The 23,830-nt window shown below is 43.1% G+C and carries 20 protein-coding genes, 1 pseudogene and 1 riboswitch; of the genes and pseudogenes, 15 read left to right on the top strand and 6 right to left on the bottom strand.

The window, feature by feature from the left end:
• The 10 genes and pseudogenes from RDQ32_RS05290 to tpiA form a co-directional block, all read left to right on the top strand.
• Window positions 1-639, top strand: a pseudogene (locus RDQ32_RS05290) (BMP family ABC transporter substrate-binding protein); the annotation flags it as partial.
• Window positions 636-1,322, top strand: a complete 687-nt coding sequence (locus tag RDQ32_RS05295; RefSeq protein ID WP_308579388.1) for a metallophosphoesterase — start codon at window positions 636-638, stop codon at window positions 1,320-1,322. The pseudogene RDQ32_RS05290 and the gene RDQ32_RS05295, both read left to right, overlap by 4 nt.
• Entirely contained in the window at window positions 1,319-1,984 is a 666-nt protein-coding gene (locus tag RDQ32_RS05300) for a uracil-DNA glycosylase (RefSeq protein ID WP_308579389.1), read from the top strand. The genes RDQ32_RS05295 and RDQ32_RS05300 overlap by 4 nt, the downstream gene beginning before the upstream one ends.
• A gap of 23 nt (window positions 1,985-2,007) precedes the next feature.
• Window positions 2,008-2,850 (top strand): undecaprenyl-diphosphate phosphatase, encoded by an 843-nt coding sequence (locus RDQ32_RS05305; protein ID WP_308579390.1) that lies wholly within the window; start codon window positions 2,008-2,010, stop codon window positions 2,848-2,850.
• 110 nt (window positions 2,851-2,960) lie between these two features.
• The gene (locus RDQ32_RS05310; RefSeq protein WP_308579391.1) at window positions 2,961-3,779 is read left to right on the top strand and encodes an N-acetylmuramoyl-L-alanine amidase; all 819 of its coding nucleotides are present in this window, start codon (window positions 2,961-2,963) and stop codon (window positions 3,777-3,779) included.
• 209 nt (window positions 3,780-3,988) lie between these two features.
• Entirely contained in the window at window positions 3,989-5,008 is a 1,020-nt protein-coding gene (locus RDQ32_RS05315) for a hypothetical protein (RefSeq protein ID WP_308579392.1), read from the top strand.
• Window positions 5,009-5,374: 366 nt separating this feature from the next.
• Window positions 5,375-7,060 carry a Na/Pi cotransporter family protein gene (locus RDQ32_RS05320; RefSeq protein ID WP_183681870.1) on the top strand — a complete coding sequence of 562 codons (1,686 nt, stop codon included), beginning with the start codon at window positions 5,375-5,377 and terminating at the stop codon, window positions 7,058-7,060.
• Window positions 7,061-7,356: 296 nt separating this feature from the next.
• Complete coding sequence (gap, locus tag RDQ32_RS05325; protein WP_007155861.1) at window positions 7,357-8,382, top strand: type I glyceraldehyde-3-phosphate dehydrogenase; 1,026 nt, start codon at window positions 7,357-7,359, stop codon at window positions 8,380-8,382.
• Between the two features lie 78 nt (window positions 8,383-8,460).
• Window positions 8,461-9,678, top strand: coding sequence for a phosphoglycerate kinase (gene pgk / locus RDQ32_RS05330; RefSeq protein WP_183681873.1), 1,218 nt, complete (start codon window positions 8,461-8,463; stop codon window positions 9,676-9,678).
• Window positions 9,679-9,825: 147 nt separating this feature from the next.
• The gene (gene tpiA, locus RDQ32_RS05335; RefSeq protein WP_308579393.1) at window positions 9,826-10,575 is read left to right on the top strand and encodes a triose-phosphate isomerase; all 750 of its coding nucleotides are present in this window, start codon (window positions 9,826-9,828) and stop codon (window positions 10,573-10,575) included.
• 384 nt (window positions 10,576-10,959) lie between these two features.
• Here tpiA and RDQ32_RS05340 read toward each other — a convergent pair whose 3' ends face one another.
• Window positions 10,960-11,247 (bottom strand): DUF4491 family protein, encoded by a 288-nt coding sequence (locus tag RDQ32_RS05340; protein ID WP_308579394.1) that lies wholly within the window; start codon window positions 11,245-11,247, stop codon window positions 10,960-10,962.
• A complete protein-coding gene (locus RDQ32_RS05345; RefSeq protein WP_308579395.1) occupies window positions 11,244-12,875 on the bottom strand; it encodes a DUF438 domain-containing protein in 1,632 nt (543 codons plus the stop codon). Before RDQ32_RS05345 ends, RDQ32_RS05340 begins: the two co-directional genes overlap by 4 nt.
• Window positions 12,876-13,396: 521 nt before the next feature.
• Between RDQ32_RS05345 and RDQ32_RS05350 the strand changes: the two genes are divergently transcribed.
• Window positions 13,397-15,526 (top strand): hypothetical protein, encoded by a 2,130-nt coding sequence (locus RDQ32_RS05350; RefSeq protein WP_308579396.1) that lies wholly within the window; start codon window positions 13,397-13,399, stop codon window positions 15,524-15,526.
• Window positions 15,527-15,752: 226 nt separating this feature from the next.
• Here RDQ32_RS05350 and RDQ32_RS05355 read toward each other — a convergent pair whose 3' ends face one another.
• Both RDQ32_RS05355 and metK read right to left on the bottom strand, forming a co-directional pair.
• Window positions 15,753-16,553: a hypothetical protein gene (locus RDQ32_RS05355; RefSeq protein ID WP_308579397.1), complete on the bottom strand. Its 801-nt coding sequence runs from the start codon at window positions 16,551-16,553 to the stop codon at window positions 15,753-15,755.
• Between the two features lie 4 nt (window positions 16,554-16,557).
• Window positions 16,558-17,616: a methionine adenosyltransferase gene (metK, locus tag RDQ32_RS05360; RefSeq protein WP_308579398.1), complete on the bottom strand. Its 1,059-nt coding sequence runs from the start codon at window positions 17,614-17,616 to the stop codon at window positions 16,558-16,560.
• Window positions 17,617-17,706: 90 nt separating this feature from the next.
• Window positions 17,707-17,811, bottom strand: a riboswitch (SAM riboswitch).
• A 224-nt stretch (window positions 17,812-18,035) separates the two neighbouring features.
• On the opposite strand from metK, the gene RDQ32_RS05365 reads away from it, so the two are divergent.
• Window positions 18,036-18,848 (top strand): Cof-type HAD-IIB family hydrolase, encoded by an 813-nt coding sequence (locus tag RDQ32_RS05365; RefSeq protein ID WP_308579399.1) that lies wholly within the window; start codon window positions 18,036-18,038, stop codon window positions 18,846-18,848.
• Window positions 18,849-18,854: 6 nt separating this feature from the next.
• Here RDQ32_RS05365 and scfB read toward each other — a convergent pair whose 3' ends face one another.
• On the bottom strand, window positions 18,855-20,234 hold the full coding sequence (gene scfB, locus RDQ32_RS05370) for a thioether cross-link-forming SCIFF peptide maturase (RefSeq protein WP_007155874.1): 1,380 nt from the start codon (window positions 20,232-20,234) through the stop codon (window positions 18,855-18,857).
• Between the two features lie 167 nt (window positions 20,235-20,401).
• On the bottom strand, window positions 20,402-20,548 hold the full coding sequence (scfA, locus tag RDQ32_RS05375) for a six-cysteine ranthipeptide SCIFF (protein ID WP_007155875.1): 147 nt from the start codon (window positions 20,546-20,548) through the stop codon (window positions 20,402-20,404).
• Between the two features lie 173 nt (window positions 20,549-20,721).
• Between scfA and RDQ32_RS05380 the strand changes: the two genes are divergently transcribed.
• The 3 genes from RDQ32_RS05380 (at window position 20,722) to asnA (ending at window position 23,695) form a co-directional block, all read left to right on the top strand.
• Complete coding sequence (locus RDQ32_RS05380; RefSeq protein ID WP_308579400.1) at window positions 20,722-22,026, top strand: SPFH domain-containing protein; 1,305 nt, start codon at window positions 20,722-20,724, stop codon at window positions 22,024-22,026.
• 122 nt (window positions 22,027-22,148) lie between these two features.
• Window positions 22,149-22,466 carry a hypothetical protein gene (locus RDQ32_RS05385; protein ID WP_308579401.1) on the top strand — a complete coding sequence of 106 codons (318 nt, stop codon included), beginning with the start codon at window positions 22,149-22,151 and terminating at the stop codon, window positions 22,464-22,466.
• Between the two features lie 221 nt (window positions 22,467-22,687).
• A complete protein-coding gene (gene asnA / locus RDQ32_RS05390) occupies window positions 22,688-23,695 on the top strand; it encodes an aspartate--ammonia ligase (RefSeq protein WP_304072630.1) in 1,008 nt (335 codons plus the stop codon).
• Window positions 23,696-23,830: the final 135 nt, after the last annotated feature.

Genomic DNA, 23,830 nt, shown 5'->3' on the forward strand with positions numbered 1-23,830 from the left:
TATGGAACCCTTTCCAATATCAATGCCTTTGCGATTGGTGCACAGTTTATCAATCCCTGGAGTAAAGTGCATCTTTCCTGGAGCGGGGTAGAAGGGGCGGATTGGAAGGCGGAATTTCAGGAGAAAGGCATCGCGACGATTTCGGGTCCGGAATTTGCAAAACCTTTCGAAAAGAGCAGAGAGTTCGGGGTCTATATCTCCTCTGACGGAGAGGTTCAGTCCAACATTGCCGTGTCCTTTTACAATTGGGGGAAGTACTATGAGCTGATTTTGCAGTCTTTTTTGGAAGGTTCCTACCATACCAGTAGCCTGGCAAAGAGTCATAGTGCACTGAATTATTATTACGGACTGAAAGAAGGCGTTTTGGAGGTGATTTTATCGCGCAATTTAAGTTATTCTTCCAGAAAATTGGTTTCCATATTGAAGAAAGAAATCATTGACGGAAATCTTCTTCCCTTCTCAGGGGAGATTCACAGTCAGTGTGAGAAGATTCACAGCGAAGGTGCGGGAAGTCTGGAAATGGATGAAATTGTGGATATGCGCTGGCTAAATGATAATGTTATCGGAGAAATTCCTCCGTTGAAAGCATTTACAAAAGAATCACAGGAGGCGATTCTTTCCGGAGGGTTTCTGATATGAAAATCTTATGTATAGCGGATGAAGAAAATAAGGGACTTTGGGATCATTTTCAGAAGGAAAAGCTGGAAGGCATCGATCTGATTCTTTCCGCAGGAGATTTACACTCCGATTACCTGCAGTTTTTGGTTACCATGGGAAAGGCACCGCTTCTTTATGTGCACGGAAATCACGACCAGGGCTACGAGAAAAGACCACCTTTGGGCTGTGAGTGCATTGAAGATAAGGTCTATGATTTTAAAGGTCTTCGTATACTGGGACTGGGAGGTTCTCTCCGATATAAACCCGGAGATCATATGTATACGGAACAGGAGATGCAGAAGCGGATTCAAAAAGTAAGAAAAGACATTGTCCTAAAGAACGGTTTTGATATTTTACTGACCCATGCACCGGTAAAGGGCTACGGGGATATGGAAGACTTGCCCCATCAGGGCTTTCAGGCCTTTGAGGATTTATTGCAAAAATATAAACCGAAGTACATGATTCACGGGCATATTCATAAAAGCTATGGAGCTGCCTATAAGCAGGAAAGCATGCATTCTTCAGGAACGAAAATTATTAATGCTTTCGATAAATATATTTTAGATATCGGGGAAGATGAATATCCCAATGAGGGAAAGACGGGATCTTTCCTCTATGATCTTTACAAACAAGTTACCAACAAAAAGGGAAGAGGAAGCACATGATTGAAGGGCAGTGGCTAAGCAAGCTGCAGGGAGAATTTCAAAAACCCTATTATAAAAAACTCTATGAAACCGTGAGAGAAGAGTATAAGCATCATACTATTTTTCCTCCCAAGGAAAAGCTTTTCCGGGCCTATAGCCTTTGTCCCTATGAAAAGTTAAAGGTCGTCATTTTGGGACAGGACCCCTACCATAACTTCGGGCAGGCCCAGGGGCTATCCTTTTCCGTGGGAAAAGGCATTCCCTTTCCCCCTTCCTTACAGAATATTTTTAAAGAATTACAGGAGGATATAGGATGTGAAATTCCGAAGAGCGGAGAGCTGGATGCCTGGGCAAAACAGGGGGTGCTTCTTTTAAACACGGTGCTTACGGTTAGAGCTCATGAAGCCAATTCCCATAGGGGCATAGGCTGGGAGGAATTTACGGATGCTACCATTCGTGCTATAGAAGAAAAGGAAGAACCTGTGGTTTATATCCTTTGGGGCTCTTCCGCCCAGAGTAAGGCAAAGATGATTCATCAAAAAAGACGATTGATCTTAAAAGCCCCCCACCCAAGTCCCTTAAGCTCTTATAGGGGATTTTTCGGATCCAAGCCTTTTTCCCAGTGCAATGCCTACCTTCGAAAGGAAGGGCAGGAGGAAATTGATTGGGCTTTGAAAGCATAAGAATAGAAAGGTTAGAATATTTCATGAACATTGTTGAGTTATTAAAAGTCATTGTTTTCTCTTTAGTGGAGGGCTTTACCGAGTGGCTTCCCATTTCCTCCACAGGACATATGATTTTACTGCAAAGTATTATTCCTTTGCGGCAAAGCAAGGAGTTTTTCTCCACCTTTGAAGTTTTGATTCAGCTGGGGGCGGTTGGAGCGGTAATCAAAGAATTTTTCTTCCGTATCTGGCCCGTAGCAAGAAGATCTCAGGGGAAAGGCTACTACTTGGAGCAGGGAAAATGTATTTTGATCGGAAAAATTTTAGTAGCTTGTCTTCCTGCAGCGGTTTTGGGACTTTTGCTGGATGATTTTTTGGATGCTCATCTTTACAATGCCTTTGTGGTCTCACTGATGCTGATTCTCTACGGTATCTTCTTCATTTTACTGGAAAGAAGAAATGAGGGACATCAGTTTCATACTTTAACTGTAGAGGAACTTTCTTGGAAAAATGCTCTTTTGATTGGACTTTTCCAGTGCTTGGCTCTGATACCGGGAACCTCCCGTTCAGGAGCTACTATTTTGGGCGCCATGCTTCTATCGGTAGGAAGATTGGCAGCCACGGAATTCTCCTTCTTCTTAAGTGTGCCGGTGATGGCAGGAGCCAGTCTTTTAAAACTGATTAAGCATGCAGGGAATTTCGGTGCAGGACAATGGTTTATGTTGCTTTTATCCATGCTCTTGTCCTATTTTGTCAGCCTATACTGTATTCGTTTTTTGCTGCGCTATATTCGCAGTCATAATTTCATCCCCTTTGCTTACTATAGAATTCTCTTTGGCGGCGTGATTCTTTTATGGTTTGCCGTGTCCCATTTGGTGCTGTAAGAAATCCGTAATGGCACTGTAAAGGAAAGGGGCTTGTTTAGAAAAGTCTACTTCGTTATGCTTAAACGGTCGATATACTAGGAGAATAAAAAAGGAAAAGAGGGAGTAAAATGAAAGTAAGAGGAGTAGTTTTAGCTATGGCCTTATCCCTTGTGATGGGGATGCAAAGCTTTGCCGCTACGGAAATCGGTTTAAATTTAAACTGGAAGTATGCGGGGAATTCTAAAATCAATACAGGAAAGGCCGTTTTATATACCAGTGATGTAAAGGAGCCGAAGCATATTACCATTGCGGTAAATGCAGGTCACGGAACCAAGGGGGGGGAGAAGCAGAGAACCCTTTGCCATCCGGACGGTACCAGAAAGTTAACCGGCGGAACCAATGCGGCAGGCGTGACTACGGCTTCGGCAGTGTCCTCCGGTATGACCTTCCAGGACGGCACCAGAGAAGCTACCGTAACATTGCAGATGGCTCATATTTTAGGGAAAAAGCTTCTGGCAGAGGGATATGATGTGCTGATGATTCGCAGTGAAGAGGATGTTCAGCTGGACAATATTGCCCGTACCGTTTTAGCCAACAACAAGGCGGATGCCCATATTGCTCTGCATTGGGATGCAACCACCAAGGACAAGGGTGCATTCTTTATGTCCGTTCCGGATGGATTAAAGAGAATGGAACCGGTGGCAAGTAACTGGCAGAACCACGAAAAGCTGGGAGACAGCCTGATCAGCGGTTTAAAGGGACAGGGAGTGAAGATTTTCGGAAAGGGAAGAATGGATATGGATTTAACCCAAACATCCTATTCCACCATTCCTTCTGTAGACATTGAGCTGGGAGATAAGGTCTCCGACCATAGCGAAAAGACCTTAAACAATCTGGCAGATGGATTGGTAAAGGGAATAAATATCTACTACGGATTTTCCTCTTAAATAGGCTCCTTAAAGAATTTTTAAAAGAATAGTTTTGCAGTAAAGGTCTGAAAACGAGACGTTCCAAGTTGTCTCGATTTCAGACCTTTTTTGTAGAAAAAAGAGAGTGGCTTTTTTAGAGGAAATCTGTATAATGGAAAAGGTTCATAAAATTTACGGAGTATTCTTAAGAAATTAAGATTCCAAAAAAATATCGGAGGAAATAAAAGATGGTTTTAGTGAAGACTTTGGCAGAGGGCTTAGGGTTTTATTATGATAAGAACGGTAATGCTGCAGTGGGAGAGGTCGGCGGTTATGATATGCTGATTACAAATGCGGATAAAGGCTCTCTATATTATCTGAATGTCTCTGTCACCAGAGGCGAGAAGCCCACAAAGGCGGACTTTGAAGGCATAAAAGAGTATAATAAATATTTAAAGACTATAGGAGTGAACAAGAAAAATTATCGTGTGGTTTTCACTCTTGGCGGAGCCTTTACAAAGGACGGTACAGTGAAAAGATTCCAAGAGATTTTACCGGCTTTGGCCAGATTCCTGCAGGATAGGGGATTTCAGAATTGTTCGGAAATCAGCGGCGTTACTCAAGGAGTATCCACCTATTTTGCTCAGGGAGTAAAGATTATTACAAAATCGGAATATGCGGAGATTGAAAGAGGAATTCAGGAAAAACAGGATAAGATTGCCCTTAGAGGATCAAGCAGTATCTTATTGGGAACAGTAGGTGCTCTTTTAGGCGCGGTGGTAGCAGGGGCAGTGGTTCTCTGTATTTCTCAGTTGGGCTATGTAAGCTGGTTTGGCGGTGTAGTCATGGGCGGTTTGGTTATGGGAGGATATAAAGTTTTTGCCGGTCGAATTCAAAAGATCGGTATTATCATCTCCGCCATTATTATGCTGGCAGCTATGTACTTAATTAACCGCCTGGATTGGGCATTAATGATTCAGCGATATTTTACACCGGATATGTTCGGCATGGAGGGAACAAAGCTCAGCCTGTCTTTTACGTTTAAAAATGTAGTGGCTATTGTGGAAACTGCCAATTTGCAAGCAGATTATTTTAAGAATCTCGGTTTACAGCTGTTGTTCACTTTTATTTGCGGATTAGTGACTTCCATCGGCGTAGTGCAGTGGGACAAGAACTCCTTCCTGGCTTATCCCATTGGAGAAGAAAAGCAGGATGTACAGGATGCAGGTCTTCCTTATACAGATAGCTTTGGAGATTCAGAGGAATAAGATTTTTCTAAGAAGGGGATGTAAAAAATTATTTTGATTTTTTACATCCTCTTCTTATATGAATTTGAAATAGGCCGATAATTTAAAAGGAAATGAGATAGGAACGAATATGGCATTGAAAAACATTGTAGGAAGCTGGGAACAAGGCTTTTTGTAGTGCGGGTTTTCTCTGCCCCTCTCCTGACTCAAGAGAAATTCCTTGTTTTTTTAAGAAAGTATTTGTATACTAAGCCAAGTGTTTTTACACTGGCTTTTTTTACGTTACAGGATTTCTCAGGAGGGAAGTCGGGTAGGTTATAGACTATAAGAAGAGCAGAAGGAAACAGTCTCTTTGCGGGTCTAAAGAAAAGGGGAGAAAAGAGAATCATGGAATTCATCGGAAGCCTTTTTGGCTTAATTGGTGGTTTGGGAATGTTTCTATACGGTATGACGGTGATGAGTGACGGTATGCAAAAAGCCGCCAGCTCCCGTATGTCCAAGTTCCTGAATTTGGTAACGGGAAATCGTGTGATGGCCGTTGTTTTAGGAGCAGCCATAACAGCTCTTGTGCAATCCTCCTCTGCAACCACCGTTATGGTGGTAGGTTTTGTAAATGCCGGAATCTTGAATCTTAGTCAGTCTGTCGGCATTATCATGGGTGCCAATATCGGAACCACCATTACCGCTTGGATGGTTTCCTTAACCCAGGTGTCCAGTTCCTCCCTGGCTTTTCTGAAGCCGGAATTTTTTGCACCACTCTTAGTGGGAGTGGGTGCCTTTCGCCTTCTTTTCGGGAAAAAAGGTAAAGATGACCTTGTAGCCAATTTCTGTATCGGTGTAGGCTTTATCTTTATCGGCTTGGAATTCATGAGTGATTCCGTGTCTCCCTATGCAGATTCTCCTATTTTTGCGAAGGCCTTTCAGGTAATGGGAGGTAATCCTATCCTCGGTATTCTTACCGGTGCGGTGGTAACGGGAATTATCCAGTCCTCTGCAGCTTCCGTATCCATCCTTCAGACTTTGGCCTTATCCGGTGCGGTACCGAGAGCCGCGGGCTTCTACATCACTCTGGGACAAAACATCGGTACCTGTGTAACCGCTATGCTTTCCTCTACCGGAGCCTCCAGAACCGCGAAGAGAGCGGCGGTAATTCACCTTCTCTTTAATGTGACCGGTGCGATTTTGTTCGGAGCTATTATTTTCTTTTTAAGTCTTCCAATGAAGAGTTTTTTCCAAGGACAACTAAGCCCTGTAGAAATTTCCCTCTTCCATACCATATTTAACGTATCCTGTACCGTTGTTTTATTCCCCTTTGGAGATCTACTGGTGAATCTTTCCGGAACTTTGGTTAGAGAGAGTAAGCAGGATAAGGAGGATGAGGAGAATCCGAACCACTACACGGAGGTGGAGAAGAATCTGATTCAGCACTTGGACAAGCGTATTTTGGAATCTCCCGCTATTGCCATTTCCGCTACTAAGGCAGAGGTTGTCAATATGGCCAGAATTACGGCGGTAAACATCTCCCATGCCATGGGCATCTTATTGGAAGAAAAGGTGGAAGAAATTCAAGAGGTTTATGCCAGAGAGAAAATCATTGATAATATGCAGAAGCTTCTGACGGATTATCTGATTCACATCGGAAATCTTTCTTTAAATGAGAATCAGAAGCTGGAAGTGACCAATATGTTTAATACTATTACCGATGTTGAAAGAGCTGCGGATCATGCGGAAAATATTGCGGAGCAGGCTCAGTATGCTCAGGATCACGATATCTCTTTCTCGGAAATCGGTCAGGATGATTTAAAGAAGATTTCCAATAAGGTTATGGAGTCCTTTGAAGCCAGTATTGATGCCTTTGAGAACAATGACTTGGATGCTGTGGTAAGGACAGCTCATCTGGAGGATCAGGTGGATGAGATGGAAGAGGATATGAGAGAGACCCATATTCTAAGATTAAGCTCCGGGGACTGTGTGCCTCAGGCCGGTGTAATTTTCCTGGATGTCATTTCCGACTTGGAAAGAATTTCCGACCATGCGGATAATGTGGCGGGTTATGTGAAAACGATGATTTAAAAAAAGAGCGGTAAAAATCAAAATATATTGCTTAGAAAACCATTTTGATTTTACCGCTCTTTTTTTATGCTATGGTTTCCGGAATAAGAAGGAGGGTAAGAACTTCAATAAAGCGGAATTAGATTTAAAAATAATTATTTTAATAATGATTTAATTTTTCTTTTTGGAAATCTGTAAACATTTGGTGAAAACTTGCGTTTTTTCGTCATTTGTACTTGCAAAAACACATTGCCTGCAATAGAATGAACGTGCTGTTTAAGAAATTAAAATGATTTATCATGTAGGAGGAAAAGTATATGGCAGTAAAAGTAGCGATTAACGGATTTGGACGTATCGGACGTTTGGCATTTCGTCAGATGTTTGATCATGAAGGAACAGAGATTGTTGCCATCAACGATTTAACCGATCCTAAGATGCTTGCGCACCTTTTAAAGTATGATTCTTCTCAGGGAAGATATAAGTATGAAGATACAGTAGTTGCCGGAGAAGACTATATCGAAGTTAAGGGAAAGAAGATTAAGATTTACAAGGAGGCTGACGCTTCCAAGTTACCTTGGGGACAGCTTTCCGTAGACGTAGTTCTTGAGTGTACAGGTTTCTACACCTCCAAGGATAAGGCAAATGCTCATATCCAGGCCGGTGCTAAGAAGGTAGTTATTTCCGCACCTGCAGGAAATGATCTTCCTACTATCGTATACAATGTTAACCATGAGACCATTAAGGCTGAGGACAACATCATTTCCGCAGCATCCTGCACCACCAACTGTCTTGCACCGATGGCTAAGGCTTTAAATGATTTCGCTCCAATTCAGTCCGGTATCATGGCAACTATCCATGCTTACACCGGAGACCAGATGATCCTTGACGGACCACAGAGAAAGGGAGATTTAAGAAGAGCTCGCGCAGGAGCTATCAACATCGTTCCAAACTCTACCGGTGCTGCTAAGGCTATCGGCTTGGTTATCCCTGAGTTAAACGGTAAGTTAATCGGTTCTGCACAGAGAGTTCCTGTTCCAACAGGTTCCACAACCCTCCTTTTCGCAGTTGTTAAGTCTTCTCAGGAAGTTACCAAGGAAGCTATCAATGCTGCTATGAAGAAGGCTTCCGATCCTGAGACCTTTGGCTACACAGAGGAAGAGTTGGTTTCCAGCGATATCATCGGAATGACCTATGGATCTCTTTTCGATGCTACTCAGACCATGGTATCCAAGGTGGGAGATGACCTTTATGAGGTTCAGGTTGTATCTTGGTATGACAACGAGAACTCCTACACTTCTCAGATGGTTCGTACCATTAAGTACTTCGAGAAGTTTGTAAAGTAATTTTATAGGCATAGATTTTTGCGGAAAGCCGCCGGAGTGGATCCGGTGGCTTTTTCCGAAGTAGAGAAGGAGATTAGCATGGCAGAATTAAACAAGAAATCCGTAGATGACATTTCCGTAAAAGGCAAGAGGGTTTTATGCCGTTGTGATTTTAATGTACCTTTAAAAGAGGGAAAGATTACCGATGAGAACCGCCTTGTGGCAGCGCTTCCTACCATTAAGAAGCTGATTGCTGATGGCGGAAAGGTGATTTTATGTTCTCACCTTGGAAAGCCAAAGGGAGAGCCAAAGCCTGAGCTTTCTTTAGCACCTGTAGCAAAGCGTCTTTCCGAGCTTTTAGGACAGCCTGTGGTTTTCGCCAAAGATGATACTGTAGTAGGAGAAAATGCTAAAGCTGCAGTAGAAAAGATGAAGGACGGAGATGTGGTTCTTCTGGAGAATACTCGTTACCGTGCGGAGGAGACTAAGAATGGAGAGGCTTTCTCCAAGGAATTGGCTTCTTTAGCAGATGTTTTTGTAAATGATGCTTTTGGAACTGCACACAGAGCTCATTGCTCCAACGTTGGTGTGACCCAGTTTATTTCCGGACCTGCTGTAGTGGGCTACTTAATGCAGAAGGAAATTCAGTTCCTGGGACAGGCTGTAGAAAATCCTGTTCGTCCCTTCGTTGCCATTCTTGGCGGTGCTAAGGTGTCCGATAAGTTAAATGTAATCTCCAACCTTTTAGAGAAATGCAATACTCTGATTATCGGTGGAGGAATGGCATTTACCTTCGTAAAGGCTATGGGCTATGAAATCGGAAAGTCCTTAGTGGATGACGAGAAGCTTTCCTACTGTAAAGAAATGCTTGAAAAGGGAAAGAAATTAGGCTGTGAGATTCTGCTTCCTGTGGATGCGGTTTGTGCGGCATCCTTCCCGGATCCTATTGATGATGCTAACTTAGCGGTAAAGACCGTGGATATTTCTGAAATTCCTGCAGATATGCTGGGCTTGGATATCGGACCGAAGTCTGCAGAGCTTTTTGCCAATGCGGTGAAGTCTGCAAAGACTGTGGTATGGAACGGACCTATGGGCGTTTTTGAGAATCCTGTATTGGCTAAGGGAACCATTGCAGTAGCAAAGGCTTTGGCAGAGACAGAGGCTACTACCATTATCGGTGGTGGAGACAGTGCCGCAGCGGTGAATATCTTGGGCTTCGGAGATAAGATGACTCATATTTCCACCGGCGGTGGAGCTTCCTTAGAGTTCCTGGAGGGAAAAGAGCTTCCCGGCGTTGCAGCTGCAAATAATAAGTAAGAAGTTCTATAAATAATCAGATAAATCTGTATGCATAGAAGTCAGTATATACAGATGTCATTAAGGACAGTAGTTAGTAAATACAGAAATCAGTATATAGAGTATTATGCATAAGATAGATAGAAATTGTAGGAAATAGGTGAGAAGATGAGAAAGAAAATTATTGCAGGAAACTGGAAGATGAATATGACCGTAACAGAGGCCAAGGCTTTATGCGATAAACTGCTTCCCTTGGCAAATACAGATGCGGTGGACGTGGTTTTCTGTGTACCGGCTATCGACATTGTACCTGTAGTGGAGAAGCTTCAGGGCTCCAAGATTTCCGTTGGAGCGGAGAATCTTTATTTTGAAGAGGCCGGCGCTTACACCGGAGAAATCTCCGCCAATATGCTGGTAGATGCAGGAGTAAAGTATGTTATCATGGGACACTCCGAGCGTAGAGGATATTTCCATGAGACAGATGAGGATATCAACAAGAAGGCTAAGAAGGCTTTGGAAAAGGGGCTTACCCCTATCATTTGCTGTGGAGAAAGCTTAGAGCAAAGAGAGATGGGCATTTACTTCGAGTGGATTTCCATGCAGATTAAGGCGGCTTTCCAGGGAATTTCCGCTGAGGATGCCGAAAAGTGCGTTATCGCTTATGAGCCAATCTGGGCCATCGGAACCGGAAAGACTGCAACGGCTGAGCAGGCGGAAGAGGTTTGTGCATACATCCGTAAGGTAATTTGCGAAATCTATTCCCAGGCGGTAGGAGAGAAGATTCGTATTCAGTATGGCGGATCTATGAATGCCGGAAACTGCAAGGAGCTTCTGTCCAAGCCAAACATTGATGGCGGATTAATCGGCGGTGCATCCCTTAAAGAGGAGTTTGCTAAGATTGTAAACTACCAGGATTAAGAAGAAGTATCAGAACAAAAAAGGAGTACCGTACGTTATGCGTACGGTACTCTTTAAATTTAGAAGGATTATAAAGAGGATTTAACGAATCAGAAATAGTGGGTAGCCTGTTATGCAGTATAGGTCTAAAAAGGGGTAATCTGAGCCCGTGGGTTCTTGGCTTTTGTCTTTTAAAAGCTTAGAACCCCTAAGGCTAGACTTTTCTTCAGAAAAGCCTAGCCTGGACAAAGCCAACTTCCGAAGGACGTTGCTTTGCGAAGCAAAGTGAGCAGTGGTTAACCTAAACCACTGCTCAGCGTGGCGAGGTTAGCGAGAGCGTGCCCCGTTTTAGACCTATACTGCATAAAGGCTATTTATAAAACTGATTAAAGTCTCTTTATAATCCTAAAATTTTCTCTTTGGATTTTTCGGGAACCATCCTTTTTCCACTCTCTTTTCCTGTTCGTATAATTCATGGATACTCCAAAAGCAGGAAATGCCGAAGATGGCTAGACTTCCGGAGAGGAATAGAGAAGGAAGAAAAAGGCTGGCGATACAAGCGAATAGACCTATGAAGAAAAATAGCCAGGCTATTTTCTTACTAAAGTAATATTCCGCATATACCACTATGGGGTGAAATATCCCTATGCAGAGAAAACACACCAGGCCTAAGAGTAAACCTTGAATGCTCATAGTTTAAAATACTCCCGAAGCTCTCGAAGCAGGGTATCCAAATCCACCTCTGCCCGTTCACTCATAATCTTCACTGTGGCTTTCGGCATCATAATACGAGCCAGAGGTGTGTTTAAGGCCTTAAAGCGGTCGCTTAATCGGAAAAGGAGAGTCTTTACATTGGGATCCGCTTCCAAAATATCCTTTAGCAGGGTGTCTTCGGTGATTTCCGTCAGCTTGCCGGCTGTCAAAGACCCTGTGCTTTCTCTGTTTCCTTCGTTTCCCAAAGTCCCCGTGCTTTCTTTATTGCCTACATCTTTAGAAGTCTCTGAGCCTTCCCTCTTGTCTTCGTCTTTAGAAGTCTCCTTGCTTTCTCCCTTTTCCTGCTGCTCCCAGGTTAGAAGAGTTTGAGAGCCTTGTAAGGAACGGATATGGGTGCAGTCCTGCATCATTTCCAGCACACCCCTGAACTTTCCGTTTTCATCCCGAACCGCATAGTAGATGATGTAAATAAAGAGGTCCGGCTTATTAATCCAAAACTCCGCCTTGTCCTGCTCTCCGGAACGGAACTTCTTGATAATTTCTTCAACGATATGTACAGAAGCCTTGGGGTGACAGTTTTTCACATCTCTTCCGATGACATTTTTACTTCTGGGAAAAACTCTATGCTTGGTGTCGGTGTAGAAGCAAACCAGTTCATTTTCATCCACGTAGGAGAGATCCACGGGCATATGCTGATAAATCAGATTAATCTGCTCCAGAGTAAGCTGACCGGTAGTAACATTCAATTTTTCTTCCTTATTGTTAAAACCGTATTTTCCTAGAAGACCGGCAAGCTCTTCCGCAAAGCCCGGGGCAGAGGAAAGACCGGAGAGGGGAGAGGTACTCTGAGAAGCGGTATGGGAGATGTTTTGCTTTGGAGATTTTTCCGGCTCAACGGTAATATAGGCAAAACCGATTTCCTGGTCTCCCTCAGCCATATAACGAAATTCTTCTTCGTTAATCATTTCCAAGGAGGTGGGGTAGAGGATATTTTCTTCCTTGTCCATCAAATCCCGAACATCCGCCACAAGCTCAGCCTGCTTTCCGATAAATTCCTCTTCCTTATCCTCTAAGAGAAGACTGTAGCACTCTGCAATCTCATCCCGGATAAAGTCATCCAAAGTCCACATGGTGGTGGTAGGACGGGTAAAGCCTTTCTTCTCCAAAACCGGGTATAATTGGTTTTGCTTTCTGGACAAATGAATCTTGAATTTCAACAATTCTTCATAAAGTTCCAGCCATTGGTTTTTAATAAGGGGATATTGCACCAAATCCTCCACGGAAAGGAGCAATTCCTTCATTTTGGCATTTTCCCTACGGTAACAGGAGATAGGATGATTTTCCGGAAGCTCTTGATCCTTTGTGACTAAAACATCCTGGAAGACCTCCAGCATGGCCTGAATATCTTCCTTAATGCACTCGTCTTCGGTTTCCTCCACCATTTCCTGCTCGATAATGGCAATTTCATAGGGGGCCAGGTGTTGTACTCTATCCTTCAGCGCTTTTCTGGCTTCTTCCAAGGAAATCTTACCTTCATCATAAGCGGACTTTATTTCGTGAACAATTTCTAACTTCTTCCCATCAATATTTTGAAAATTCTCTCTCATCGCTTCCTCCTTATGTAGATTTTCCAATCTACTAAACAATTAAATCAGAATTAGACAGCTCTACTAGTCTATTGAGTTAGAACTATCTAACCAACATTATCATAACAAAAACGATGAGAGAATAACAATGAAAATTCCATATCAAATTCTAAAGAGATTTTCAGAAGATTTCTCTAACATATTGTCACTTTGTAAAGGGCATGAACTCTTTTAAATACATGGGGGAAAATATAAAAATTATTAATGATATTCATAACGAAGATTTTATTTATTATTCTTAAAAACAGCAATATACTGATTGGGTAGACATGGCTAACCGATTTAAATAATAATAATTGAAACAGGCGAGTTCGACTAACTTTTCTATTCAAATGATTTCTTATCATTTTTAAAATATGCCGGCAGAGAAAAGCAATGAACTAAGCTTCATTTTTGGATAAACCGGAAAGCATAGTAAGGGGCGTTAAGAAAATTAAACCTGAACGTGAGTCGTAAATCACAGTTTTAGAAAGAGGTTTAAAATGAAGAAGATGACGAAAGGGGTTATTCTATCCCTTGCTTTTGTCTTGCCTACAATTTTGGTGCAGGGAAAAGCATTTGCTGCAGAGACTGCAAACACCGGCGAGTGGAAAGCAATGAATGGAAAATGGTTCTATGAGAAAGAGGGTAAGCCTGTAAAGGATTGGCTTTTGGATAAGGGAAATTGGTATTATCTTTCTCAGGACTCCGGAGAGATGCTTCTGGGAAGCCAAGAAATTAAGGGCGCTAAGTATTATTTTCAAAATAAAAATGAGGCGGTAGAGGGTGCTATGGCAAGAGGCTGGCATCAGGACAGTAAGGGTGCCTATCGCTTTTACGATAACCGGGAGGGAAGCCCTACAGAGGGACAGGAGCTTAGAGGCTGGCAATGGATTGACGGATATTGCTATTATTTTGAAGAAGAAGGTGAGAAAAAGGGAATTCTCCTGCAAAACGGCGTTAGCAAGGACGGTTATACCGTAAATGAAGAGGGACAATGGACGGTGAACGGTGCAGTGCAGTTTGTTGAGGGAAAAGGCTTTATCACAAAAAAATCCGATGTAAAGGGTGTTTCCAGAACGATTGATAATACGGAAGCTCGTCCGGAGAGAACAAGTTCTACACGCAGTCACTCCGGAAGAAGCAGTGGAGCAGGAAGTAACGAAAGCGGTAATATAAACAGGAATGGAAGCAATGCCGGAGCAAGCGGAAATGCAGGAGCTTCCTCTAGCGGAGTGAGTGAGCAAGATAAGAAAAATTCCAAGACCGAACTGCCACAGGAAAATCCTAAAGCGGAGAACGAAAAAGAAAATCCGGATAAGAAGGCGGAATCCTTGCTTGCAGATGGTGTTTTCTACGGTACGGGAACTTGGTCAAGATACTATGAGCAAACCGGTCCGGATATCGTAAAAGTCAGCATTAAAGACGGCAAGATTGCAGAAGTCAGCAATGTGAAATACACGGAAGATGACAGCTATCAGGACAAGACCTTTAAGATTTTTGATTATCTCAAAGGCTTAGAGGATGTAAAAGAACTGGAGAAGAACCTGAAGGAGAAAAAGGGCGAAGCCTATGATGCGGTAGCTTCTGCAACCCAGTCCACATTGGGCGAGGTCAGTGCAGTGGATAATGCTCTTGCCCGTTCCAGAAAGCTGAAAAAAGACAAAAAAGAACAAAAAATTGCCTATTTTGATTTTACAAGAAAGCCAAATGCCAGAGCAGTAGGAGATAGCTTGGATCTTTCTGACACCATTCTTGACCTGCATTTTGCAGACGGAAGCAGACAGGATGTTCCTTATGCAGACTTTGCAAAGCATGGAATTACCACGGATAAAGAACAGGGAAGCTCCTTACCGGAAATTGGAACAACTTTTCCGGTATATTTCCAAAACGATGAGTCTTTGATTAAGCTCCCAAGCTTCATTCAGGTGCAAAAGGATTATAGGTGGGCTTATGCGGATGAGATTCGTCTGACCTATGAAGATGGAGAGGTGAAAACCCTTCCAACAGATAAAGATCATTTTGTTTACCGTGCTGTAGAAACGGGGAAAGACATCATCAAGGCGGAGTTGCTTCGGGGAGGAAAGGTCCTGACGGAGGGAGTGTATGATGCAAATCGCTCTGTTTGGGATTTCCAATTAGATGATAAACAGCTTCCAAAAGACTATGATGCTTGGAGATATAAGGATATTCAATTAAAAGAAGTTATGGATGAAGGAAAAATCCCTGCTTCCGTAGAACTTCTTTATGATGGAGAGTATATTCTGGAAGACACAATCCATCTGGAAAAAGAAGCCATTCTGTCCGGAGAAGTTCTTGAAAAGGACGGGGATGTAAATATTGATTATTTTGACGAGATAGAGAAAAATCCCGCTTTACTGCTTGGAGAGGCGGAGAATGAAAATGAAAAGCCTGTAAAAGTGGAACTACGCTATATTCCCGATAAGACGGAGAAAAAAGTCACCGGAGAAGGAAATTCTGAAAACGGAGACGGAGAAGAAGAGAAAAATGCTACCGTAGAACTAAGCTTTCCGGATTTAATCATTAAAGGGAAGACGGCGAAGGTAATTCTTCATCTTCATTATAGTTCTATAGAAGATGAAGGAGAAGATGGAGCGGTGGAAACAGAGTAATGCGCATAGCAATCTTCCTTTTGTGAGCATCTAAAGAAATCAAAAATGTTTTCCATACAGTATAGGCCTGAAAGTGGGGCACGCTCTCGCTAGCTTCGCCACCTAGGGGTACTAAGCGAAAAACTGCGTTTCTCTTGTTTTTCGCAAGTGCCCATGGGCTCAGACTATCCCTTTTTCAGGCCTATACTTCCGGAAAACTATTTAGTTTTCTGATTGCTCATTAATTTTAAAAAGGAAGATTACTAAAGCTGAATTCCGTTTTTCCGCCCTTCTTATCGACACTAATATCGAAATACATTTCTTCGGAAAGCTTGCCGTTTCCATAGAATATATTCTCTTCCTCTACCTTTTGTTGGAAGGAAAGTTTATTTTCCAGCAGCTTTATATTGTCTTCCATATTATCAATAGTAAAGAAGAACTGGTACTGGAATTGCTCTATATTTCCCTCTCCATAGTGGAAAAAGCTCATTTCATAAAGGGGGATATCCGGAAAAATACGAAGGGAATTTTCAATGGCTTCCCGGGAATTGTTCGGAAGACTTTCGCTGTAGGGATGCAGAAAATTCTCCTCCTGAACCTCTGCCTTGGATAGAAGAGCGGAAGTTCTTGAGCAGTAGAGGGGATGAAGAAAGAGAGGAAGGGAAGAGAGTAGTGAAAGAAGAAATATCACTATAGTCCCCTTACGAAACAGCTCAAATACTGCCAGTTTCTTGGCGTAGGAAGTTAAAAGTCCCAGTCCCCCGTAGAGCAGTGGAAGAACAGTAAAAAAGAAGAACAAGCACAGTAGGGGCGAAGTGGGCAGCAAGAGCTTCGGACTTTTATAGCTGTACAGCAAGACGGGTAGAAGAAACAGAAGGAATTGTAAGCCGATTCCGAAAAGAATCAATGGAAAAAAATGATGCGAAAAAAGCAGTCTTTTGGGACTGCCTTTTTCTGTTGCAAGTTTTTGTTTCTTCTGAAAGAGGGTGCCTAAAAAGGACTTTCCGCTCGTATTTTTATTTTCTGTGAAATGTAAATCCTTGGACATTTGCTTAGATTTCCCATGGCAGGTTTTCCTTACCGAAGTGTCCGTAAGAAGAAACCAGATTATAGTCTGTATTTAAAAGATTTAAGTTGGAAATAATACCCTTTGGAGTAAGGTCGTACTTTTCGATTACGGAACGCCAAAGGTCTCCAACATTTTCATGCTCGGTACCGAAGCAGTCCAGATACACAGATACAGGCTCTGCCACACCGATGGCATAGGCCAGCTGTACCTCACATCTGTCGGTCTTTCCTGCGGAAACCAGGTCTTTCGCAATTTTTCTGGCCATATAGGCTGCAGAACGGTCTACCTTGGAAGGATCCTTTCCGGAAAATGCGCCGCCGCCGTGGTGTGCGGCTCCACCGTAGGTGTCGGCAATAATCTTACGTCCTGTAAGACCGGAATCTGCAAAGGAGGAGCCGAGAACAAAACGTCCGGTGGGGTTTACCAAGATGCGGAAGTCGGTATTTAAATTCATTTCGGAAGCGGTTTCCACCATGATTTTCTGAATAATCTCCCGAACCTGAGACAGGGAAACGGATTCACTGTGCTGAGAAGAAATCAGGAAGGTATCAATGCGATTTTCCTTGTAATCATAGCTTACCTGGGCCTTAGCATCCGGCTTTAAAATAGAAAAGGCATTTTCCAGATTAAAGGCACGGAGCTTCTGCAAAGCTTTGGTGGATAAAACATAGGGGATGGGAAGCATTTCCTTGGTTTCCTTGGTGGCATACCCGAACATCATTCCCTGATCTCCGGCACCGTCATGGTCAACACCCATAGCAATATCGGGAGACTGTACAGAAATCAACTCCTGAATTTTATAGCGATCCAAGTCCTCCAAACCGATATTCTTCAATACATTTCGGCAAAGAGTATCGTAGTCAGGGGTATGGCTGCTGGTAATTTCTCCCAAAATCACGATATCATAGTCTTTAATGCAACATTCTGCAGCGATTCTTCCCTTGGGATCGTGCTTTAAAATGTCTGTAACGATGGCATCACTGATTTGATCGCAAATTTTATCCGGATGTCCGTTGGAAACCTGTTCTGATGAAAATAACATAAAAATAATCCTTTCTATTTTGCATACAGAGTGGGAGAAAGTTTCGAAAAGACATAAAAAAACCATTGGGCTCGCCAATGGTCGATAATCTTCTTATTGATCGAAACAAATGGTTCGCTCAGGTTAGCACCTTCCGTTTCCGGGGTTGCTGCGGCTTCTTAGCTCCTATGTAGCTCCACCGACTCTGAATAAGTTATGAAATTTTGTTCTGTTATACTAACAAAGAGAAGCGTAAAATGCAAGGAAAAGTTCGGGAGAAGAATATAAAAAAATAATAAATTTAAGTTTTCTTTACATTCCGGGAAGAATGAGATATAAGAGAGGACACGGCTTTGCCGATATAAGATAAAACGTAATAAGAAAAACAATAGCGTCAAAAAGAAAATGAACAGGAATAGAAGATAGAGGAAGGGATTAAAATGTTTAAAGCGATAGCCTTGGATTTGGATGGAACATTGACCAATTCGGAAAAGAAAGTTAGCGAAAGAAATAAAAGAGCCTTGCAGGAGGCTATCAAGAGAGGCGTCAGCATTATCCTGGCTTCCGGAAGACCTACCTATGGCATGTCCGAGGTGTGGGAGGCCTTAGAGCTGGAAAAATTGGGAGGCTATGTTCTTTCCTATAACGGAAGTCTTTGTATGGACTGTAAGACCAAGGAAGTTTTGTATGAACATACGATTCCAAGAAAGTATTATGAAGCTATTGCCAAGGCAGTAAGAGAGGCGGATTTAGGCCTCCTTTCCTATCAGGGGAAGGAGATTGTAACAGAACGACCGGAATTTCCCTATATGGACAGAGAAAGTACCATTAATAAGATGCCCTTTCGAAAGGTAGAAGATTTTCCCAATGCCTTATCTGAGAAGGTTTGTAAGCTCTTGGCTTTGGGAGAGCATGAGGAGCTTCTTCCCTTAAAGGAAAGACTGGAAAAGGAGTATGGGGAGGAATTAAGCATCTTTTTTTCCGAACCCTTTTTCCTGGAAATCTGCCCTTTAGGAGTAGACAAGGGAGAATCCTTAAAAAGACTTTTAGAGAAAAAGGGCTGGAAGAGAGAAGAGCTGATGGCCTTTGGGGATGGAGGAAATGACCTGACCATGCTTCAGTATGCCGGAAAAGGCATTGCCATGGCCAATTCCCAAAAGCATGTCTTGGAAATTGCCGACGAAATCACACTCAGCAATGATGAAGACGGAGTAGCGGTGATGGTGGAGAAATACATCTTGAGCAATATCTAAGAAATGCTATTGCTCCATCAAGGACTCCTCCACCTTCATCATAATGGCGCATTCCATTCTCTTTCGGAAGAGCTTACAGCCATACTCATAGGTACCGGCAATATCTCCGGTGGAGTGGTAGGCATTGGCGGCACAGCCTCCGGCACAGTAAAGCTTAGCCCAACATTTTCCGCAGTCCTCTCGGGTATAGACATTGGTGTTTCGGAATTCTTCTCTAGCTTCTTCCTTGGTGATACCGTTCCAAATATCTCCCAGCTTATATTCCTTGTCGGATACGAACTGGTGACAGGGGTAAAGCTCCCCCTGGGCGGAAACCGCCATATACTCGGTTCCGGAACCGCAGCCGGAGATTCTCTTATAAATACAGGGGCCTCTGTCCAGATCCACCATATAATGGTAGAAGGTTACGGGATCCCCCGCTTTTTTTCTGCGAAGCAGGTCTAAAGCCAGCTTTTCATACTGCTCATAGAGGATGGGCAAATCTTCCTCGGTTAGGGCGGAGGGCTCTCCCGGCTTTAAAACCACCGGCTCCATGGACAGCTCTTTAAAGCCCAGCTCATCGGCCATGTGAGCAATATCTTCCGTAAAATCCGTATTAAAATGGGAGAAGGTTCCTCTCATGTAGTACTCCTTGTCCCCACGTTTTTCCACAAAACGCTGGAACTTGGGGACAATTTGATCGTAGCTTCCCTTTCCCTTTCGGTCTACACGAAAACGGTCATTGACTTCCTTTCGTCCATCCAGACTTAAAACCACATTATGACATTCTTCATTTGCCCAATCCATGATTTCTTCCGTGAGTCCTACACCGTTGGTGGTTAGGGTGAAACGGAAATTCTTTCCCTTTTCTTTCTCGATGGAGCGGGCATAGGCCACCAGGTCCTTACAAACCTGGAAGTTCACCAAAGGCTCTCCACCAAAGAAGTCCACCTCTAAATTTCGGCGGGTGCCGGAATTTTCAATGAGGAAATCCAGGGCTCTTTTTCCGGTTTCAAAGCTCATAAGCCCTGACTCTCCGTGATAATGCCCTTGGGAGGCAAAGCAGTAGGAGCAAGCTAAGTTACAGCTGTGGGCTACCAATAGGCAAAGAGCCTTAATCACATTTCCACTGTGGGACTTTAACTTTCCCGCTAAAGGGGCATAGTTGTCCTTGGTAAAAAGCTTTTTGCTCTCAATCAATTCGTCTATATCCGAAAAGCAGTCCTGAAAGTCCTGCTCTGTATTCTCCGGAAATTCCACTTTAAGCTTTTGGAGCACTTCCTCTCTGGAAAGACCTTTTTCCAAATAGCCGATGGCAGCATAAGCCATAGGATCTGTAACATGGATGCTTCCGCTGTATACATCCAAAACAATGTGTCGTCCGTTCATCAAATACTGGTGAATCATTTACCCTTCCTTCTATAAAACAAATGTATACATAAAATTAATGTATAAACTATATCAGTATAAAGATAATCAATGTATAAAGATAATCAATGCCTAAAGATAGTGTTTCAATCAATGGCGAAAAAAAAGAACTGTGTCTGCACACAGCTCCTTCTTTTGAGAAATCCTTAGTTGTTTTCGTTCTCGCAGTTTTGATTTGCGATACCGCAGCTGGTCTTACAAGCAGATTGACAAGATGTTTGACACTCTCCACATCCGCCGTGCTCAACGCTCTTCTCTAAATCTCTGGTGCTTAAGGTAATAATGTGCTTCATTTCTATCCCTCTTTCTCCTGAATGCTTTTTCAAGCAATTTATTTACTCCTGCATTTTACCTGTTACGCTAAAACTTTGTCAAGATTGGAAAGGGATTTTCTTTCCCTTTAGAGGAAAATATGGTAGTCTTAGAGGGACAAAAATGAATTTGCTTACCATAAAGGAGTGAGTCTATGGGATTGATAAAAGCAGGTAAAGAAGCGGGAATTTCCGTTTTAGCAGATCAGTGGAGAGAGTATTTCTATTGTTCTTCCTTAGATAATGATACCCTCATGACCAAGGGGCAGAAGAGAATTGGACAAAACAGTTCCAATACTCGAGCTTCAGACAATATTATTTCCAACGGTGCTGTCATTGCCGTAAACGAAGGACAGTGTATGCTGATTGTGGAGCAGGGTGCCATCGTGGAGCTGTCTGCAGAGGCAGGAGAGTTTGTTTTCGATTCCTCCACGGAACCCAGTATTTTCTACGGCCCACTGGGCGAAAGCGTAGTAGAAAGCTTTAAGACCTTTATGAAGCGTTTGAGCTTCGGCGGAGACACGGCAAAGGATCAACGCATTTATTTCATTAATCTCAAGGATATTGTGGGTAATAAATATGGTACCGTAAACCCCATTCCTTTTAGAGCGGTGGATCCCAACATTAATCTGGACATAGAGATTTCCCTTCGCTGTCACGGAGAATATGCTTATAAGATTACGGACCCTGTACTCTTCTATAGGAATCTTGCGGGCAATGTGGAGGGGGATTATAAGAAGGAAGAGGTGGAGTCTCAGTTAAAGTCTGAGCTTTTAACCAATTTACAGCCTGCTTTTTCCCGTATTTCCGAACAGGGAATCCGCTACCACAGCATTCTTAGCCATACGGATGATATTGCTCATGCCTTAAATGATATTCTTTCCAGTACCTGGGGAGGGCATTACGGTATTAAGATTACCAGCTTCGGTATCAGCTCCATCAAGGCACCGGAAGAAGATGAGAAGATGATTAAGGAAATGCAGAGAGATGCTGTTTTCCGGGATCCCAGCATGGCGGCGGCTTATCTTTCCAAGGCTCAGGGAGATGCCATGAAGCTTGCAGCAGGAAATACCGCTACAGGACCAATGATGGCCTTTGCAGGAATGAACATGGCAAACCAGACCGGCGGTTTCAATGCCTCCGAGCTTTTCTCCATGGGGGCTAAGCAGGGCAATGCGCAGGCGGGACAAAATTCCGCTAATCAGGCAAATGCAGGAGCTCAGGGAAGTATCTTTGGACAGGTAAATGTTCCTATGCAAGAAACTGCAAACGGTGCCGTACCGGCTGCAGAAGCGGGAACGGCAGAGGATTGGACCTGCGCAAAATGCGGACATACCCATAATACCGGGAAGTTCTGCTCTGAATGTGGAGAGGCTAGAGCAGATAAATGGGATTGTCCGGAGTGCGGACATACCGGTAATGTAGGTAAGTTCTGCCCGGAGTGTGGACATAAAAGATAAAGTATAGAACGGACTGTGAAGAAGAAAGGGCAGAATAGAGACTTTCTTTTTCACAGTTTTTCTATATAGAAACAGCTATAGGGTATAATTCTTGACTTATGTTCTTAAGGATGGAGGACGATATGGATAAAGAGTTACTGGGCTGGCTTTCCCCCAAGGGAGATTTCTTCCCTACAGAATGGGGAAAGCATTGTATGGAAGCGGAAAGAATTTTAGTGAAATTAGGGCTATATGAGGAATTTGCAAAGCAAAGCCTATTCAATGCCGGAGACTTTTTGAGTGGGAGAGGCTATGTGCTTTTACATAATCCCAGTAAGAAAAAGCTGATGGCTACAGCACTTTGCCCTCTTAGTAAGGCGCAAAGAGATTTTCTTTACGGATATTTTTTGGAGTTGGGAAGAGGAAAAGAGGCGGAATATTATTTAGATGAGGCCTTCTAAAAGCTTGTGCCGATTTTAGCCCTTCATGCAAAGGAACAGAGCTTGCTTATATTTTCGCGAAAAAAAGGTGATAATGTATAGAAGAGTTAAAGCTTTAAGCGAAAATATGAAATTCTTGTTGTACAGGCGGGGAAATTCCTATGCTTTTTGCGCCTTTACGAATAAAAAAAAGAAGAGTATGATAAGCACTTAAAGTTATGTGATTTAAAGGAGGAAAAAGCATGGCACTCGTAATTCCAAAGGACTATTCCCCAAGACTCAGCGTTCGGGAAACCCAAGAGGCAATTAAATATATCAGAGATACTTTCCAAAAGGAGTTTGGAAAGGAGATGAATTTATCCAGAATTTCCGCGCCCCTATTTGTGGAGAAGAGCTCCGGATTAAATGATAACTTAAACGGTGTGGAAAGACCGGTGTCCTTTGATGTGCCATGGAAGAAAGATGAAGTGGTGGAGGTTGTGCAGTCTCTGGCAAAGTGGAAGAGAATTGCTTTACAGCGTTATAATTTCCAGATAGGCGAAGGCCTTTACACCAATATGAATGCCATTCGCCGGGATGAGGAATTGGATAACCTGCATAGCTGCTATGTGGACCAGTGGGACTGGGAAAGAGTTATCGGAAAAGACGAAAGAACGGAAGAAGTATTACAGAATACGGTAAGAGACATTTTCCGTATTATCAAGCATATGGAGCATGAGGTTTGGTATAAGTACCCGGATGCTGTGAAGAAGCTGCCGGAGGAGATTTACTTTATTGACTCTGAGGAACTTCTCAAGAGATATCCGAATCTAAGTCCGAAGGAAAGAGAAAATGCCATTACCAAAGAGCACGGTTGTGTCTTTATTCAAAGAATCGGAGATAAGCTCAGTAACGGGGAACCCCATGACGGAAGAGCTCCGGACTATGATGATTGGAGCTTAAACGGAGATATCCTCTTCTGGTTTGAAACCTTAAATTGTGCTTTGGAGATTTCCTCCATGGGAATCCGTGTGGATGAAAAGGCCTTAGAGAGACAGCTCAAGCTTTCCCATAATGAAGACAGGGCAAAGCTCCCTTACCATAAGATGCTTTTGGAAGGAAAGCTTCCCCAGACCATTGGAGGCGGTATCGGACAGAGCAGACTTTGTATGTTACTTTTGGATCGCGCTCATGTGGGAGAAGTACAGGCATCCATCTGGCCGGAGGAGATGCGAAAGCTTTGCGAGGAGAATAATATTTTCCTTTTATAGTACGTTTGTCAAATTTTAAATTGCTTATTCTAAGCAATAGAATTAGCGGAGACCTTTTGTTGTGAGGTTTCCGCTTTTCTGCATTATAGCTCTAAAACAGGGGCACGCTCCCGCTAACTTCGGCACGTAGCTGTA

Source organism: uncultured Oribacterium sp., assembly GCF_902481605.1.
Lineage (GTDB): Bacteria > Bacillota > Clostridia > Lachnospirales > Lachnospiraceae > Oribacterium > Oribacterium sinus.